The 17,092-nt window shown below is 73.6% G+C and carries 16 protein-coding genes; 10 read left to right on the top strand and 6 right to left on the bottom strand.

The window, feature by feature from the left end:
* Positions 1-55: 55 nt before the first annotated feature.
* Together ACGFIZ_RS03050 and guaB are read right to left on the bottom strand one after the other, a co-directional pair.
* Positions 56-1,174 carry a GuaB3 family IMP dehydrogenase-related protein gene (locus ACGFIZ_RS03050; protein ID WP_393415213.1) on the bottom strand — a complete coding sequence of 373 codons (1,119 nt, stop codon included), beginning with the start codon at positions 1,172-1,174 and terminating at the stop codon, positions 56-58.
* Positions 1,175-1,205: 31 nt separating this feature from the next.
* Positions 1,206-2,798, bottom strand: a complete 1,593-nt coding sequence (guaB, locus tag ACGFIZ_RS03045) for an IMP dehydrogenase (protein WP_393415210.1) — start codon at positions 2,796-2,798, stop codon at positions 1,206-1,208.
* Between the two features lie 267 nt (positions 2,799-3,065).
* Between guaB and ACGFIZ_RS03040 the strand changes: the two genes are divergently transcribed.
* Positions 3,066-3,476: a DUF5319 domain-containing protein gene (locus tag ACGFIZ_RS03040; RefSeq protein ID WP_393415207.1), complete on the top strand. Its 411-nt coding sequence runs from the start codon at positions 3,066-3,068 to the stop codon at positions 3,474-3,476.
* Positions 3,477-3,735: 259 nt separating this feature from the next.
* Here the strand turns inward: ACGFIZ_RS03040 and ACGFIZ_RS03035 are convergent, their stop codons facing one another.
* Entirely contained in the window at positions 3,736-4,554 is an 819-nt protein-coding gene (locus ACGFIZ_RS03035; RefSeq protein WP_393415204.1) for a response regulator transcription factor, read from the bottom strand.
* 253 nt (positions 4,555-4,807) lie between these two features.
* On the opposite strand from ACGFIZ_RS03035, the gene ACGFIZ_RS03030 reads away from it, so the two are divergent.
* On the top strand, positions 4,808-5,191 hold the full coding sequence (locus tag ACGFIZ_RS03030) for a WhiB family transcriptional regulator (protein WP_347666492.1): 384 nt from the start codon (positions 4,808-4,810) through the stop codon (positions 5,189-5,191).
* A 307-nt stretch (positions 5,192-5,498) separates the two neighbouring features.
* Here the strand turns inward: ACGFIZ_RS03030 and ACGFIZ_RS03025 are convergent, their stop codons facing one another.
* From ACGFIZ_RS03025 to groES, 3 genes are all read right to left on the bottom strand, one after another.
* Entirely contained in the window at positions 5,499-7,148 is a 1,650-nt protein-coding gene (locus ACGFIZ_RS03025) for a sulfite oxidase (RefSeq protein WP_393415201.1), read from the bottom strand.
* A gap of 126 nt (positions 7,149-7,274) precedes the next feature.
* Entirely contained in the window at positions 7,275-8,921 is a 1,647-nt protein-coding gene (gene groL, locus ACGFIZ_RS03020; protein ID WP_393415198.1) for a chaperonin GroEL, read from the bottom strand.
* A gap of 70 nt (positions 8,922-8,991) precedes the next feature.
* Positions 8,992-9,306: a co-chaperone GroES gene (gene groES, locus ACGFIZ_RS03015; RefSeq protein ID WP_145773611.1), complete on the bottom strand. Its 315-nt coding sequence runs from the start codon at positions 9,304-9,306 to the stop codon at positions 8,992-8,994.
* Between the two features lie 391 nt (positions 9,307-9,697).
* Here groES and ACGFIZ_RS03010 point away from each other — a divergent pair, with 391 nt between their 5' ends.
* The 8 genes from ACGFIZ_RS03010 (at position 9,698) to ACGFIZ_RS02975 (ending at position 17,044) form a co-directional block, all read left to right on the top strand.
* Positions 9,698-10,498: a Scr1 family TA system antitoxin-like transcriptional regulator gene (locus tag ACGFIZ_RS03010; RefSeq protein WP_393415194.1), complete on the top strand. Its 801-nt coding sequence runs from the start codon at positions 9,698-9,700 to the stop codon at positions 10,496-10,498.
* Positions 10,489-10,677 carry a DUF397 domain-containing protein gene (locus ACGFIZ_RS03005; RefSeq protein WP_393415191.1) on the top strand — a complete coding sequence of 63 codons (189 nt, stop codon included), beginning with the start codon at positions 10,489-10,491 and terminating at the stop codon, positions 10,675-10,677. Before ACGFIZ_RS03010 ends, ACGFIZ_RS03005 begins: the two co-directional genes overlap by 10 nt.
* Positions 10,678-10,801: 124 nt before the next feature.
* Positions 10,802-12,016, top strand: a complete 1,215-nt coding sequence (locus ACGFIZ_RS03000) for a methyltransferase domain-containing protein (RefSeq protein ID WP_393415188.1) — start codon at positions 10,802-10,804, stop codon at positions 12,014-12,016.
* Between the two features lie 21 nt (positions 12,017-12,037).
* Positions 12,038-12,517, top strand: coding sequence for a Cys-tRNA(Pro) deacylase (ybaK, locus tag ACGFIZ_RS02995; protein WP_393415185.1), 480 nt, complete (start codon positions 12,038-12,040; stop codon positions 12,515-12,517).
* Positions 12,518-12,604: 87 nt separating this feature from the next.
* Complete coding sequence (locus tag ACGFIZ_RS02990) at positions 12,605-13,696, top strand: sugar ABC transporter substrate-binding protein (RefSeq protein ID WP_393415182.1); 1,092 nt, start codon at positions 12,605-12,607, stop codon at positions 13,694-13,696.
* A 93-nt stretch (positions 13,697-13,789) separates the two neighbouring features.
* Positions 13,790-14,596 (top strand): ATP-binding cassette domain-containing protein, encoded by an 807-nt coding sequence (locus ACGFIZ_RS02985; RefSeq protein WP_347666498.1) that lies wholly within the window; start codon positions 13,790-13,792, stop codon positions 14,594-14,596.
* Positions 14,593-15,855, top strand: a complete 1,263-nt coding sequence (locus ACGFIZ_RS02980) for a sugar ABC transporter permease (protein WP_393415178.1) — start codon at positions 14,593-14,595, stop codon at positions 15,853-15,855. Before ACGFIZ_RS02985 ends, ACGFIZ_RS02980 begins: the two co-directional genes overlap by 4 nt.
* A 7-nt stretch (positions 15,856-15,862) precedes the next feature.
* Positions 15,863-17,044, top strand: coding sequence for an ROK family protein (locus tag ACGFIZ_RS02975; protein ID WP_393415176.1), 1,182 nt, complete (start codon positions 15,863-15,865; stop codon positions 17,042-17,044).
* Positions 17,045-17,092 lie beyond the last annotated feature (48 nt).

Below are 17,092 nucleotides of genomic sequence, written 5' to 3'. Positions count from 1 at the left end.
GCGCGGGCGCGGACCGGAATCCGCACCCGCGCGCCGAATCAGACCGGGCAGACCGTCAGCGGTCGAGGACCAGGCCGACCTTCTGGAACTCCTTGAGGTCGCGGTAGCCGCACTTGGCCATCGCCCGGCGCAGGCCACCGAAGAGGTTGAGCTGGCCGTCCGGCTCGTCGGCGGGGCCGAAGAGCAGCTGCTCCATCGAGCCCAGCGGGTCGCCGGCCGCCTCGAACGCGCCGCGCGGCAGCGACGGGTGGCTGGCCGCGGAGTGCCACCAGGCACCGCCGGCCGGGGCCTCCTCGCACAGCGACAGCGGCTCGCCGAGCATCACCGCGTCCGCCCCGCAGCCGAGCGCCTTGGCGATGTCGCCGGAGGTCTTGATGTCGCCGTCGGCGATCAGGTGCACGTACCGGCCGCCGGTCTCGTCGAGGTAGTCCCGGCGGGCGGCGGCGGCGTCCGCGATCGCGGTGGCCATCGGCACCCGGATGCCGAGCACCGAGTCGGTCGTCGACCAGTCGTCGCCGCCGATGCCGACGATCACGCCGGCCGCGCCCGTACGCATCAGGTGCAGCGCCGTCTTGTAGTCGGTGCAGCCGCCGACGATGACCGGCAGGTCGAGGTCCGCGATGAACTCCTTGAGGTTCAGCGGCTCCTCGGTGGTGGAGACGTGCTCGGCCGAGACGATGGTGCCCTGGATGACCAGGATGTCCACGCCGGCGTCGAGGATGACCGGGGCCAGCGCCAGGGTGTGCTGCGGGGAGACCCGGACGGCCACGGTCCCGCCGCCGGACCGCAGCTCGCGCACCCGCTCGGCGATCAGGTGCGGGCGGATCGGCTCGGCGTACGCCTGCTGGAGGCGCCGGGTGGTGGGGGCGTCCTCGTCGAGGGCGGCCAGGTCCTCCAGCATCTTGGTCGGGTTCTCGTACCGCGTCCACAGGCCCTCGACGTTGAGCACGCCGAGGCCGCCCAGCTCGCCGAGCCGGATCGCCGACTGCGGGCTCATCGTCGCGTCCGACGGGTGCCCCACGCACGGAATGCCGAACGGGTACGCGTCCAGCTGCCAGGAGGTGGAGACGTCGTCGACGTCGCGGGTGCGGCGACTCGGCACGATGGCGATGTCGTCCAGGTGGTAGCCGCGCTGCGCGGTCTTGCCCAGCCCGATCTCGACCACGTCACGCATGGGGGACTCCAGTTGTCTTGGTGGGGGACGGTCAGCGGGAGTGGTAGTTGGGCGCCTCGACGGTCATCTGGATGTCGTGCGGGTGGCTCTCCTTGAGCCCGGCCGCGGTGATCCGGATGAGCTGGCCGCGGCGGTGCAGCTCGGGGATGCTCTCCGCGCCGACGTACCCCATCGCGGCCCGCAGCCCACCGGTGAGCTGGTGGGCGACCTGGGCGAGCGGGCCCCGGTACGGCACCTGACCCTCGACGCCCTCGGGGACCAGCTTGTCCTCGGCGAGCACGTCCTGCTGGAAGTAGCGGTCCTTCGAGTACGACTTGCCCTGGCCCCGGGATTGCATCGCGCCGAGCGAGCCCATGCCCCGGTACGCCTTGTACTGCTTGCCGTTGATGAAGATCAGCTCGCCGGGGCTCTCCTCGCAGCCGGCGAGCAGGCTGCCCAGCATCACGGTGTCCGCGCCGGCCACGAGGGCCTTGGCGATGTCGCCCGAGTACTGGATGCCGCCGTCACCGATCACCGGGACGCCGGCCGGGCGGGCGGCCCGGGCCGCCTCCATGATCGCGGTGATCTGCGGCACGCCGACCCCGGCGACGATCCGGGTGGTGCAGATCGCACCCGGACCCACCCCGACCTTCACGCCGTCGGCGCCGGCCTCGACCAGGGCCCTCGCCCCGGCGTACGTGGCCACGTTGCCGCCGACGATGTCGATGACCGTGTCCTTCTTGAGCCGGCGGACCATCTCCAGCACGGCCCGCTGGTGGCCGTGCGCGGTGTCCACGATCAGCACGTCCACGCCCGCGTCGACCAGGGTGCGGGCCCGCTTGTACGCGTCCTCGCCCACGCCGACGGCGGCGGCCACCCGGAGCCGCCCCGCCTCGTCCTTCGTGGCGTTCGGGTACTGCTCGCTCTTGGTGAAGTCCTTGACCGTGATCAGCCCGCGCAGCTTGCCCGTGGCGTCGACGATCGGCAACTTCTCGACCTTGTGCCGGCGCAGCAGGTCCAGCGCCTCGTCCTTGCTCACCCCGACCGGCGCGGTGACCAGCGGCGTCGGGGTCATGATCTCGCGGACCCGGGTGGCCGGGTCGGAGACGAAGCGCATGTCCCGGTTGGTGACGATGCCGACCAGCTGACCCTCACCGTCGACCACGGGCACGCCGGAGATGCGGTAGCGGCCGCAGAGCGCGTCGACCTCGCGCAGGGTGTCGTCGGGGCTGGCGGTCACCGGGTTGGTGATCATGCCGGACTCGGAGCGCTTGACCAGGTCGACCTGGAGCGCCTGGTCCTCCACGGAGAGGTTGCGGTGCAGTACGCCGATGCCGCCCTGGCGGGCCATGGCGATCGCCATCCGCGCCTCGGTGACCGTGTCCATCGCGCTGGACAGCAGCGGCACGTTGAGCTCGATGTTGCGGGTCAGCCGGGTACGGGTGTTGACCCGACTGGGGACGACGTCCGACTCGCCCGGCTGGAGCAGCACGTCGTCGAAGGTGAGGCCGAGCGGGACGACCCGGGCCGAGCCGGCGGGCAGCTCCGGCAGGTGGCCGCCCAGCCCGCCGTTGTCGGCGCCCGCGGCAGGTCCCGTGCCGTCCTCGGCGCCTACAGGAAAGTCGGTGCTGGGCGAATTCTCCACGTTTTGCTCTCCTGAGCTGTCTCGGGGGCTGCGAGCGGGATGGCGCGCGGGGGCGCCGGCCACGCGGCGTGACGGCGGGCCCGCCCCAATCGTACCCATCGGGCCCGCCCGCCCTCGTCGGTGCCGCCCGCCGGACGACGCAGCGTGACGACGGTCGCAGGGCGGCCTTCGACGCGGGGTGACCGGCGGGGACGGGAGACCCTTCGGCGGCGGGTGACCGGCGGGACGGGTGCGGACGGGACGGCGCGCGGGGTTTACGGTGAGGGGGTGCACGACGAGCCCATCGACCCGTTCAACGGCGACCCGGCCGATCCGGCGGCGGAGCTGCACGATCCGGACGACGACGCCGCGCTCGACCCGCTGACCGAGGTCGAGCGGCAGGACGTGCTCGAGGACCTGGCCGACCTGGAGATCTACCAGGCCCTGCTGGCGCCGATCGGGGTGCGCGGCCTGGTGATCGAGTGCGAGGACTGCCGGGAGCCGCACTACTTCGACTGGGGCCTGCTCCGGGGCAACCTGCGCCACCTGCTCAACTCCGGCCGGCCGCGGGTGCACGAGCCGGCCTACGACCCCGACCCGGACCACTACGTCACCTGGGACTATGCCCGCGGCTACGCGGACGGGGTGCACGACACCCTCAGCGAGGGCCCCGACGACGAGGCCGAGCGGACCACCTGACCCCGACGGCCGGCCCTGCGCAGACGAACGACCGCCTCCCGACGCGCGGCACGCCGCCGCCTCCCGACGCGCGGCACGCCGTGACGCCTCCCGGGCGCGCCGCGACCACAACTTCTCGGAAGTTGCTGCCTCCCGGCGCGCCGAGACCGCAGTTTCCCGGAAGTTGTCGGGATCTTGAGCCGTGCCGCCGGGCAGCGGGTGAGGCCCAGGCGGGGTGCGGCGCCTAGAGGCCCAGGCGGGGTGCGGCCCCGGGAGGCCGTCAGGCCACCAGGCCGGCGCGGAAGCCGGCGGCGACCGCGTGCGCGCGGTCGCGGGCGCCGAGCTTGCGGAACAGGCGGCGGGCGTGCGTCTTGACGGTGTCCTCCGAGACGAACAGCTCCCGGCCGATCTCGGCGTTGCTCTTGCCCTCGGCCATGCCCAGCAGCACCTGCAACTCCCGCTCGGTGAGGCCGATCTGGCTCCGGGGGCCCCGGGTCGCGCCCGGTCGCGCCTCCTCGGGCGCTTCGCCGGGCTCGCCGCCGGCGGAGTCCTGCTCGTCGTCGCCGCGCTGCACCGGCACCACGGCCGGGGCGGCGCCCGGCCCGTCCTGAGTCCCGGACCAGGCCGGCGCGGGCTCGTCGGGTGCGCGGCCGGCCGGCGCGGGGCGGCCCGTGCCGCCGACGGCCGCGGCGTCGCGGGCCGGGTCGGTCACCCGGTGCCGGGCGGCCCGACCGGGCGCGGAGAGCAGCAGCAGTGCCTTGGCCACGGCGCTGGTCAGGTCGTGGTCGGCGCCCTGGATCAGCCCGCGCGCGCCGGCCCCGATCGTGGCGGCGGCCGCCTCGGACTCCTCGGCGCCGAGCAGCAGCACCGCGGCCTGCGGCGAGCGGGCCAGCACCCGGCGGACGAAGCCGGGGCTGTCCGGCCGGGTGAGCGCCGTGTCCGCCAGCACGACGTCGGCCGGGCGCTCCGCCAGCCGCAGCATCACCTCGGGATCGGAGACGGCGGTACGGACGGCGGCGGACAGTCCGAGACGGGCCGCCGCTGAGGTGAGTTGCTGCGCGGCGAGCGGTGTCCGAACGCACACGAGAACGGTACGCACTGTGATCTCCTCTCCGACCTGAGTCGACCACGGCGAGGTCGGGTCGGGTGGGTGTTCCCGGCAATCCTCCGAACTTTTCCGACAGATGGGGCATATGCCGCATCTTGTCCGAGGTTTTCGATCACATGGGTGTGAGCGAACGCCCACGGGGGTACGGGGGATGCCAAGCTGGACACGGTGCGCCAGCGCGGCCAGCCGGCCGGACACCGGTCAACGACGATCTCCGCGGTGCCGCGCGGGAGGAGGGGTGCTGATGTCGAACGTACGCAGACTGCCTGGGCCCATCGTGGACCTCTGGGACTGGCAGCGGCTCGGTGCCTGCCGGGGTCGCGACAGCGCCCAGTTCTTCCACCCGGACGGCGAGCGCGGCTCCTCCCGCCTGCGCCGCGAGTCCGGCGCGAAGGCGGTCTGCCGGGCCTGCCCGGTGCGCGCCGAGTGCGCCGCCCATGCCCTGTCGGTACGGGAGCCGTACGGCGTCTGGGGCGGCTTCAGCGAGTCCGAGCGGCTGCGGCTGCTCGCGCTGGGCTGGGAGGACCTCGCCGACCGCCGGCAGACCCGCGTCGACGTGGCCCGCCTGGAGGCCCGCCTCGGCGCCCCGCACAAGTCGACGGTCCCGACCCAGCGCAACGTCGCCTGACCGGCCCCACCGTCCGCACCGACGCCGCGCCCCACCCCGGGGCGCGGCGTCGCCGCATCCCCACCACCGCCCCGGGATATCGCGCCGGCTCCAGCTCCCGCTCCAGCTCCAGCTCCAGCTCCCGCTCCAGCTCCAGCTCCAGCTCCCGCTCCAGCTCCAGCTCCAGCTCCAGCTCCGATGATCATGGAGTTGGCGGCATTTTCGATCTCCAGACCGCCGGTCAACCTCATGGTCGACGGGAGGGAGGGGCGCCGGTGGAGGGGCGCCGGGGGGCGGGTGGGGGAGGTCGGGCGGGGGGCGGGGTGGGTCAGTGGACGGTTACGCGGAGCGTGTGCCAGCCGGTGGCGCCGTCCGGGGCGACCGGCTGCCGGCGCTCCGGCTGGGTCTCACCGTCGGTATCCGTCGCCCGCACCTGGAGGACGTGCTCGCCCGGCGTGGCCTCCCACTGCCAGGACCACTGCACCCAGGTGTCCGCCGACACCGCCGGGGCCAGCGTCGCCTGCCGCCACGGCCCCCCGTCGACCCGTACCTCGACCGCCCGGATGCCCCGGTGCTGCGCCCACGCCACCCCCGCCACCGGGACCGTCCCGGCGGTGAGCCGATTGCGCGACCGGGGCGTGTCGATCCGCGACTGGGTCTTCACCGGCCCCTGCGCCGACCAGCCGCGCGGCACCCAGTACGCGTCGAAGTCGGCGAAGCTGGTCAGCTCCAGCTCGGTCACCCACTTGCAGGCCGAGACGTAGCCGTACAGGCCGGGCACCACCATCCGCACCGGGAAGCCGTGCTCCACCGGCAGCGGCTCGCCGTTCATCCCCACCGCCAGCAGGGCGTCCCGGCCGTCGCGCAGCACCGCCGTGGGGGTGCCGCAGGTCCAGCCGTCGACCGAGCGCCCCACCACCTGGTCCGCGCCGTCCTCCGGGCCCGCCTCGTCGAGCAGTTCCCTGATCGGTACGCCCAGCCAGCGGGCGTTGCCGATCAGGTCCCCGCCCACCTCGTTGGAGACGCAGGCGAGGGTGACGTACCGCTCGACCATCGGACGGGCCAGCAGGTCGGCGAAGCTCAGCTCCAGCGGGTTGCGGACCCGGCCGTGCACGCGCAGCCGCCAGGTGTCGGGATCGACCTGCGGCACCACCAGGGCGGTGTCGATCCGGTAGAACCCGAAGTTCGGGGTGACGTAGGAGGCGAGCTGGGCGAGGGAGAGGTCCGCCCCGGCCGGCACGGCCGGGGCGGGCGAGGCCGGTGCCGGCAGGACGACCGCCCGGCGGGCGGCGGACACGCTGCGCCGGCCGGCCAGCCAGTGGCCGCCCAGCCCCGCGACGGCCGCCCCGCCGGCCAGCGCCCCGACGCCGGCGAGGAACCGCCGCCGCCCCTCGGGCTGAACGGCGGACGCCTCCGGGACGTCAACGGACGCCTCCGGGACGTCAACGGACGCCTCCGCGGCGCCAGCGGGCACCTCCGGGGCCTCAGCCGGCGCGGTGAGCGGCGATGCCTCCGGGGTGGGCGGGATCCACGGCCAGGGATCGGGCTGGAGCGGGCCGGCCAGCAGGAGCCAGAGCGCCAGCGCCCCGAGGCCCGCCCCGACCAGCGCGGGCAGCGCGTCGGCGGCGTTCGCGCCGGCCCGGGTCAGCGCGGCGGCCACCCCCAGTGCGGCGAAGGCCGCGATCCCGGCCAGCCCGACCCGGAAACGACGCGCGGCGAGCACCCCGAACAGCGCCGCGAAGGCCGCCAGCAGCAGCGCCGTCCCGACCAGAAGGGCGACCTTGTCGTACGTGCCGAAGACGGCGATACCGAACTGCTTGACCGACTCGGGGACGGTGTCCACCACCAGTCCCCCGACCGCGACCAGCGGCGCCGACCGGGGGCCGGTCAGCACCGCCACCGGCTCGGCCGCGCCGATCGCCACGGCGGCGGCGGTGATCCCGGCCAGCGCGGCGTACCCGCGCGACATGCTCTCCATGCCGCCAGTGTCGACGCTCCGGCCGGCCGGGCAACAGCCACGGGGGCGTTCCGTAAGCATCCCGAAAGGCGTCAGGGCACGCCGTCGGGTGACGGCGTGCCCTTCAGCGTTGTCGTACGGCGTCGGTCAGAAGCCCGGGCCGTGCTGGTGGCCGTGGCCGTGCGAGTGGCCGTGGCCCCCGGCGGCGGCCGGCGCCGGCTTCTCCGGCTTCTCCACCACCAGGCTCTCGGTGGTGAGCAGCAGGCCGGCGATCGAGGCGGCGTTGGTGACCGCGTTGCGGGTCACCTTCACCGGGTCGATGATGCCGGACTTGACCAGGTCGACGTAGACGCCGCTGGCGGCGTCGAGGCCGTTGCCCCACTCCTGGCCGACGACCTTCTGCACCACCACGTAGCCGTCGTGGCCGGCGTTCTGGGCGATCCAGCGCAGCGGCTCGACCAGCGCCTTGCGCACGATCGAGACGCCGACCTTCTCGTCCCCGGTGAAGCCGAGGTCGTCGTCGAGCACCGGCACGATCTGCGCCAGGGCGGCACCGCCGCCGGGCACCGTACCCTCCTCGACCGCGGCCTTGGTGGCGGCGATGGCGTCCTCGATGCGGTGCTTGCGCTCCTTCATCTCGACCTCGGTCGCCGCGCCCACCTTGATGACCGCGACGCCGCCGGAGAGCTTCGCCAGCCGCTCGGAGAGCTTCTCCCGGTCCCACTCGGAGTCCGAGGCCTCGATCTCCTTGCGGATCTGGGCCACCCGGTCGGCAACCTCGCCCGCCTGGCCGCCGCCGTCGACGATGGTGGTGTTCTCCTTGTCCACCACGACGCGGCGGGCGGTGCCGAGCACCTCCACGCCGACCTGGTCGAGCTTGTAGCCCAACTCCGGGGCGATCAGCTCGGCGCCGGTCAGGATCGCCAGGTCCTGGAGCATCGCCTTGCGGCGGTCGCCGAAGCCCGGGGCCTTGACCGCGCAGACCTTGAGGGTCTTGCGGATCGCGTTGACCACCAGGGTGGACAGCGCCTGGCCCTCGACGTCCTCGGCGATGATCAGCAGCGGCTTGCTGTCCTGGAGGACCTTCTCCAGCAGCGGCAGCAGCTCCTCGATCGCCGAGATCTTCTGCGTGGTGATCAGGATGTACGGGTCCTCCAGGACCGCCTCCTGAGCCTCCACGTCGGTGACGAAGTTCGGGGAGATGAAGCCCTTGTCGAACTGGAGACCCTCGGTCACGTCCAGCTCGGTGGTGAGGGCGGAGCCCTCCTCGACGGTGATGACGCCGTCGCGGCCGACCTTCTCCATCGCCTCGGCGATCAGCTCGCCGATGGTGGCGTCCTGCGCGGAGATCGTCGCGACGTGCGCGATCGACTCCTTGCCGGCGACCTCGACGGCCCGGCCCAGCAGGGCCTCGGAGACCTTGGCGGCGGCCGCGTCGATGCCGCGCTTGAGCCCGGCGGGGTTGGCCCCGGCGGTCACGTTGCGCAGGCCCTCGCGGACCATCGCCTGTGCGAGCACGGTCGCGGTGGTGGTCCCGTCGCCGGCGACGTCGTTGGTCTTGGTCGCCACCTCCTTGACCAGCTGCGCGCCGAGGTTCTCGTACGGGTTGGTGAGCTCGATCTCCTTGGCGATGGTCACGCCATCGTTGGTGATCGTGGGCGCACCGAATTTCTTGTCCAGGACGACGTTGCGCCCGCGCGGGCCGAGGGTGACCTTGACCGCGTCCGCGAGGGCGTTGACACCGTGCTCCAGCAGGTGCCGGGCGTCGTCCGAGAAGCTCAGGATCTTCGCCATCTGTATCCCTTCGAAGCGACGTTGCCCCGGCCCGGCGAGCCGGACCGGGGCAACGACACTGATCGGTTGCTTACTTCTCGATGACCGCGAGGACGTCGCGGGCGGAGAGCACCAGGTACTCCTCGCCGGCGTACTTGACCTCGGTGCCGCCGTACTTCGAGTAGATGACGGTGTCGCCGACCTTGACGTCAACCGGAATCCGGTTGCCCTTCTCGTCGACGCGGCCCGGGCCGACAGCGAGGACGGTGCCCTCCTGCGGCTTCTCCTTGGCGGTGTCGGGGATCACGATGCCCGACGCCGTGGTGGTCTCAGCCTCGTTCGCCTGGACCAGGATCCGGTCCTCGAGCGGCTTGATCGCAACCTTGGTCGCGGTAGTCACGGGCATACCCTCCTGGGGTACTTGGTTTCGTTGCCGGTCGGCACGCCGACCAGCGTCAATCTGCCACATGCCACCGGGCGGGGCCGTCGTCGCGGGTGCCGGTCCGCCTGGCGCTCAACCCCCGGGCACGGGCCCGGAAGCTGGCACCCTCGATGGGAGAGTGCTAATCGCAGGTTATTCCTCGGCTAGCACTCCGTCAAGGAGAGTGCCAACGCGACCACCTCCGTGTCGCCGCACCGTCGCCACCGTGTGGCCGCATCGTCGCCACCTGTCGCCGTGGCGCCGCCACACTTCCGCCACTCGTTACCGCAACACGCCGGGAGCACCTCGCTACGCCGCGCGCAGCTCCCTAGCGTCGCTCGGGTCCCGCATCAGAAGCCGAGAAAGGGATCACCGAGTGTCGCGAATACCCACCCTGACGTTGTTGCACGAGCAACTGCGCCGGGCCCGCCAGGCGCGCGGGCTCAGCCAGGAGGAGCTGGGCAAGCTGATCAACTACTCGTCGTCGAAGGTGAGCGCCGTCGAGACCGGCCAGAACCCGGTCACGCCCGACTACCTGGCCCGGGTCGACACGGCGCTGGACACCGGCGGCCTCTTCGTCGCCATGCTGGAGCTGATCCGATTCCACGCCGCGCCGGAGTGGTTCCGCCCGTGGGACGAGAACGAGCGGGAGGCGACGGCGCTGCGCTGGTACGACCCGACCGTGATCCCCGGCCTGCTCCAGACCGAGGGGTACGCGCGGGCGATGCTCGCCCTGGGCGGGGAGCTGACCGCCGATGAGGTCGAGACGCGGGTGGTGACCCGGCTCGCCCGGCAGGAGGTGCTGACCGCCACCCCGCGCCCGCAGTTCGTCGCGGTGCTGGAGGAGCACACGCTGCGCCGGCAGGTCGGCGACCCGGCCACGATGCGCGAGCAGCTGGAGCACCTGCTGGCCGTCGGCGCCGAGCCGAACGTGCAGGTCCGGGTCGTGCCGGCCGAGGCCCCCTGGCACAACGGGCTCAACGGCCCGTTCGTCCTGGCCCGGCTCGGCAACGGCGCCGAGCTGGCCCACCTGGACAACCAGCTCCGGGGCCAGACCGTCGACTGCCCGAGCGATGTTGCCGCCCTGGAGCACCGCTGGGAGACTGTGACGGGTGAAGCGCTGCCGTGCCGGCAGTCCGCCCGACTCATCGAGGAGGCGGCAAAGACATGGACCTGACCCGAGCCACCTGGCGCAAGGCGTCCCGCAGCAACAGCAATGGCGGCGCCTGCGTGGAGGTCGCCGACAACCTGCCCGGCGTCGTCGCCGTCCGCGACAGCAAGGATCCGACCGGGCCGCTGCTCACCTTCACCCCGGCGAGCTGGCGGGCCTTCGTCGCCGACACCCGCACCCGCTGACACCAGCGTCCACTGACGCCTTCGTCCGCTGACGACGCCCTGCGCTGACGCCACCGTCCGCTGACGGCCCCGCCGCGCCGACACCACCGTCCGGGCGGCCCGGCGGGGCCGGGACAATGGCCGCGTGGATCTGGACCAGCTCGCCGCGCTGCGTACCCCCGAGGGGTCGGCCGCCCTCGCGGCGGCGACCGAGGTGGCCGGCGGCGACCCGCTGGCGGCGGCGGCCGCGCTCCGCTCGGCCGGGGTGCCCGGCGGGCTGGCCGCCGCCGCGCTGACCCAGGCGGAGCTGCGCCGCCGCGCGGCGGTCAAGTTCGGCCCGGCCGCCGCCGGCATGTTCCTCACCCGGCCGGGGCTGGAACAGGCCACGCGCGGGGTGGTGTCGGCCCGGCGGGCCCGCCGGCTGCGCGCCGCCGGGGTGCGCACCCTCGCCGACCTGGGCTGCGGCCTCGGCGCGGACGCGCTCGCCGCCGCCCGCGCCGGCATCCGCGTGTACGGGGTGGAGGCCGACCCGCTCACAGCCGCGATGGCCGCCGCGAACGCCGAGGCCGCCGGGCTGGCCGACCTGTTCACCGTCGAGTGCGGCGACGCCACGGAGTTCGACGTGTCCCGCGTCGACGCCGCCTTCTGCGACCCGGCCCGCCGCCGGGCCGGCACCGGCCGGCGGATCTTCGACCCGAACGCGTACTCGCCGCCGTGGGGCTTCGTCGTCCGGCTGGCCGAGCGGGTGCCGTACACGGTGGTGAAGGTCGCCCCCGGCCTGGACCACGCGCTCATCCCGGCGGGCGCGGAGGCGGAGTGGGTGAGCGTGGACGGCGACCTGGTCGAGGCCGCGCTCTGGTGCGGCCGGCTCGCCGAGGTCCCCCGCCGCGCGACGCTGCTGAAGGAATGGCCCCCTGTCGACGCCTCCGGCAGTGAAGGACCCCCCGCCCACCAGCTCACCGGCTCCGGCGCGGCGGAGGCGCCGGTCGGCCCGGTACGCCGGTACGTCCACGACCCCGACCCGGCCGTGGTCCGCGCCCACCTGGTCGCCGAGCTGGCCAACGTCCTCGGCGCGACGCTGGCCGACCCGAGCATCGCCTACCTGTACGCCGACGCCCCGGCCGCGACGCCGTTCGCCCGCTGCCTGGAGGTCACCGACGTGCTGCCGTTCTCGCTGAAGCGGCTGCGGGCCCTGCTGCGCGAGCGGCGGGTGGGCCGGGTCGAGATCCTCAAGCGCGGCTCGGCGCTGGAGCCGGAGCGGTTGCGGCGGGACCTGCGGCTGGCCGGCCCGGAGGCGGCGAGCCTGGTGCTGACCCGGGTCGCCGACGCGCCCACCGTCCTGGTCTGCCGCCCGGTGTGAAAGTCCGTTAGCTTGTCCGTCATGGCGGGACAGGGCACTCCGGCTACGGCGCTGCTGACCAAGCGGAAGATTCCGCACAGCACCCACCCGTACGACGTCTCGCCGGACGCGCCGAACTACGGCGCGCTCGTCGCGGCGGCCCTGGGGGCGTCCCCGGAGCGGGTGTTCAAGTCCCTGGTCACCGAGGTCGACGGGGCGCTCGCCGTGGCGGTCGTGCCGGTGACCGGCGAGCTGGACCTCAAGGCCATGGCCGCCGCGCTGGGCGGCAAGCGGGCGACGATGGCCGACCGGGCCGTCGCCGAGCGGGTCACCGGATACGTCCGCGGCGGGATCAGCCCGCTCGGCCAGCGCAAGCGCCTGCCCACGGTGCTCGACTCCTCCGCGCTGGCGCACGACACGATCTACGTCTCCGCCGGCCGCCGGGGCCTCCAGGTCCAACTCGCCCCCGCCGACCTGATCGCCCTCACCGACGCCGCGACCGCCCCGCTGGCCGCCCGCTGAGCGACCGGCCACGTCTCCGGCGCGTGCTGCCGGGCGCGTCCACCACACACCCCTCGCCAGTTCCGTCCCCGAAAGGAAACCGTGCACATGCGCAGCGGGATCCTCACCATCGCCGCGGCCGGCCTGCTCGTCACCGGCAGCCTGACCGCCTGCGGCGGGGGCTCCGGCGCCGGCCCGGCCGGCCGGCCGAAGCCGAAGATCGGCGTGATCCTGCCGGACAGCGGCTCGTCGAACCGGTGGGAGACCGCGGACCGCCGGTACCTGGCGGCCGCGTTCAAGGCCGCCGGGGTGGACTACGACATCCAGAACGCGCAGAACGACAAGGCGCGGTTCGTCACCATCGCGGAGCAGATGATCACCAACGGCGTGACGGCGCTGATGATCACCAACCTCGACTCGGGCACCGGCAGGGCCGTGCTGGACAAGGCCACCCAGAAGGGTGTCGCCACGATCGACTACGACCGGCCCACCCTCGGCGGCTCCGCCCAGTACTACGTCAGCTTCGACAACGTCGCGGTCGGCCGGCTCCAGGGCGAGGGCCTGGTCAGGTGCCTGGCGGACAAGGGGGTACGGAATCCCGTGGTGGCTGAACTGAACGGCGCGCCGACCGACGACAACGCCGCCCAGCTCAAGGAGGGCTACGACTCGGTCCTCAACCCGAAGTACGCGGCCGGGGAGTACGTCAAGGGCCCCGACCAGGACGTACCCGAGTGGAACAACACCACCGGCGGCACCACCTTCGAGCAGATGCTGACGCAGACCGGCGGCCGGATCGACGGCGTGCTCGCCGCCAACGACGGGCTGGCCAACGCGGTCATCTCCGTGCTGGCGAAGAACAAGCTCGCCGGCAAGGTCCCGGTGACCGGCCAGGACGCCGACGCGCAGGCGCTGCAGCACATCCTGTCCGGCGACCAGTGCATGACCGTGTACAAGCCGATCAGGCAGCAGGCCGAGGCCGCCGCCCGGCTGGCCGTCGCGCTGGCCAGGGGCGAACGGAGGAGGACCGACCAGGTCTTCCGGGACCCCGAGGGCAACCGGGACGTGCCCGCGGTGCTGCTGGCCGCCCAGCCGATCACCAGGGAGACCGTGAAGAACGTCATCGCCGACGGCTTCGTCAGCAAGGACGCCGTCTGCACCGGGAAGTACGCGGCGCTCTGCGCCTCGGCCGGCGTGAGCTGAGCCGACCGGGCCCGGCCGGCGGGCGCGCACCCGCCGGCCGGTGCTGGCCATCGCCGGACCGCCGATTCGCCACGCGCACGCGAAGGAGACCCCTTGCCCGAGACACCCCTGCTGGAACTGCGCGGAGTCGACAAGAGCTTCGGCCCCGTGCAGGTGCTCCGCGACGTCGCCTTCTCCGTCCATCCGGGCCAGGTGACCGCGCTGGTCGGCGACAACGGCGCCGGGAAGTCGACGCTGGTCAAGTGCATCAGCGGCATCTACGACACCGACGCGGGCGAGTTCTTCTTCGAGGGCCGGCCGGTGACGGTGAACGGCCCCCGGGACGCCGCCGGCCTGGGCATCGAGGTGGTGTACCAGGATCTCGCCCTCTGCGACAATCTCGACATCGTGCAGAACATGTTCCTCGGCCGGGAGCGGCGCTCGGGCCTGGTGCTCGACGAGGCGGCCATGGAGGAACTGGCCGCCGAGACGCTGGCCGGGCTGTCGGTGCAGACCATCGGCTCGCTGCGGCAGCACGTCTCCGCCCTCTCCGGCGGGCAGCGTCAGACCGTGGCGATCGCCAAGGCCGTGCTGTGGAACAGCAAGCTGGTCGTCCTCGACGAGCCCACCGCGGCGCTCGGCCTGGCCCAGACCGCCCAGGTGCTCGAACTGGTCCGGCGGCTGGCCGACAACGGGCTGGCCGTCGTGCTCATCTCGCACAACATGAACGACGTCTTCGCCGTCTCCGACCGGATCGCGACCCTCTACCTCGGGCAGATGGTCGCCCAGGTCAGGACCACGGACGTCACGCACGCCCAGGTGGTCGAGCTGATCACGTCGGGGCGCAGCGGCAGGCTCGGCCGGGCCGCCGAGAACACCAACGGGTACGGCGGCGCCGGGACGGCGGGGGCCGGGGAATGACGACCCAGCCGAAGACGGTCCCCCGCGAGCCGGCAGCCGTCACCCCGCCGCCCTCCATCGGCAGCCACTTCCGGGGCTACCTCGCCCGCCTGCGGGGCGGGGACATGGGCGCCCTGCCGGCCCTGCTCGGCCTGCTCGTGCTCTGCACGTTCTTCTCGGTCATCCGGCCCAACTTCCTCACCGCCGGCAACTTCGCCAACCTGTTCACCCAGGGGGCGACGGTCGTACTGATCGCGATGGGTCTGGTGTTCGTCCTGCTGGTGGGCGAGATCGACCTGTCCGCCGGCTTCGCCAGCGGGGTCTGCGCGGCGGTGCTGGCCAACCTGCTGACCCTGCAGGGACAGCCGTGGTACGTGGCCACCCTCGCCGCGCTCGCCACGGGCGCGCTGATCGGCCTGGTGCTGGGCTTCCTGGTCACGAAGGTCGGGATACCGTCCTTCGTGGTCACCCTCGCGGCCTTCCTCGCCTTCCAGGGGGTGATGCTGCTGCTGATCAAGGGCGGCACCAACGTGCCGGTCCAGGCGGCCCCCATCGTCGCCATCGAGAACAGGTACCTGCCGCCGCTGGTCGGCTGGCTGGTCGCCGCCGTGGCCGTGGGCGGCTACGCCGCCGCGCAGCTGCTGCGCCACCGCGACCGCTCCGCCCGGGGGCTGGTGACCGACCCGCTGTCGGTGGTGCTGCTCCGGATCGGCGGGCTCGCCGCGCTCCTGGGCGCCGGCGTCCACGTGCTCAACCTGGAGCGCAGCCTCAACGCCCTGATCAGCTCGAACCGCGGCATGCCGGTGGTCGTACCGTTGCTCGGCTCGCTGCTCGTCGGGCTGACGTTCCTGCTGAGCCGCACCGCGTACGGGCGGCACGTGTACGCGGTCGGCGGCAACCGGGAGGCCGCCCGCCGGGCGGGCATCGACGTGGACCGGATCCGCATCTCGGTCTTCGTGGTCTGCTCGTCCATGGCGGCGGTCGGCGGCATCGTGGCGGCCAGCCGGTTCAGCTCGGTCGACGCCAACACCGGCGGCAGCGACGTGCTGCTGTACGCGGTCGGCGCGGCCGTCATCGGCGGCACCAGCCTCTTCGGCGGCAAGGGCCGGGTGATGGACGCGGTGCTCGGCGGGGCGGTGGTGGCGGTGATCGACAACGGCATGGGCCTGCTGGACGCCAGCTCCGGCGTGAAGTACGTCTTCACCGGGCTGGTGCTGCTGCTGGCCGCCGGGGTCGACGCGCTCACCCGACGCCGGGCCGCCGCCACCGGGAACCGCTGAGCACGCCATGCGAGTCGGGCCGAGCCAGGAGGAGATCCGCCGCCAGAACCTGGGGGCGTTGCTCCGTTACGTCCACATCCACGGCGCGACCTCGCGGGCCGAGCTCACCTCCGCCCTCGGCCTCAACCGCAGCACCATCGGTGCGCTGACCGCCGACCTGACCAACGCCGGGTTGGTCAGCGAGGGCGCGCCGAAGGAGACCGGGCGGGCCGGCCGCCCCTCGCTGGTCGTCCAGCCCGAGTGGGACCGCGTGCACGCGTTCGCGTTCAGCATCGAGGTGGACCGCCTACGGATCGCCCGGATCGGCCTCGGCGGCGCCGTACTCGACCGCCGCGAGCTGGCCCGGCCCCGCGGGCTGGTGGCCACGGAGACCGTCCCGCTGCTGACCGGCGCCCTGAGGGAGATGCGGCGGGCGGTACCGGCCGGCACGATCTGCGTCGGCGCCGGAATCGCGGTCTGCGGGATGGTCCGCCGCGACGACGGCATGGTCCGCCTGAGCCCGCACACCGGCTGGGTGGACGAGCCGATCGGGGCGGCCCTGGCCGCCGAGCTGGGCGCCGGGGCGACGCTGGCGGTGGGCAACGTCGCCGACGTGTGCGCCTTCGCCGAGCACGCCCGCGGCGTGGCGGCGGGCTGCGACAACGTCCTCTACCTGCACGGGGACGTGGGCGTCGGCGCCGGCATCATCGCGGGCGGCCGGCGGCTGACCGGGCACGGCGGGTACGGCGGCGAGGTCGGCCACATGGTCGTCGACCGGGACGGGAAGCCCTGCGAGTGCGGCTCGCGGGGCTGCTGGGAGACCGAGATCGGCGAGTACGCCCTGCTGCGCGGCTCGGGCCGGGCGGAGGCCCACGGCCGGGAGGCGGTGCTCGCGGTCTTCGACGCCGCCTCCCGGGGTGACGCGCGGGCCCAGGCGGCGGTACGCCAGGCCGGCGACTGGCTCGGCTTCGGCGTCGGGAACCTGGTCAACATCTTCAACCCGGAGATGGTGGTCTTCGGGGGGACGCTGCGGGACCTCTACCTCACGGCGGCGGCCCAGGTGCGCAGCCGGCTCAACTCGGTGGCGCTGCCGGCCTGCCTGGAGCACGTCCGGCTGCGCACCCCCGGGCTGGGGGACGACGCGGTCCTGATCGGCGCGGCCGAGCTGGCCTTCGAGCGGCTGCTCGCCGACCCGCTGGACGCCGCCTGACGGCTCCCCGCCGCCCCCGTGCCCGGCCTCGGTGTGGAGCGACGCCTC

This window comes from Micromonospora sp. NPDC048830 (assembly GCF_043198215.1).
In the GTDB taxonomy this organism is placed as follows: Bacteria; Actinomycetota; Actinomycetes; order Mycobacteriales; family Micromonosporaceae; genus Micromonospora.
Note: the sequence above shows the minus strand (reverse complement) of the source record. Positions and strands in the feature narration are given on the sequence as shown.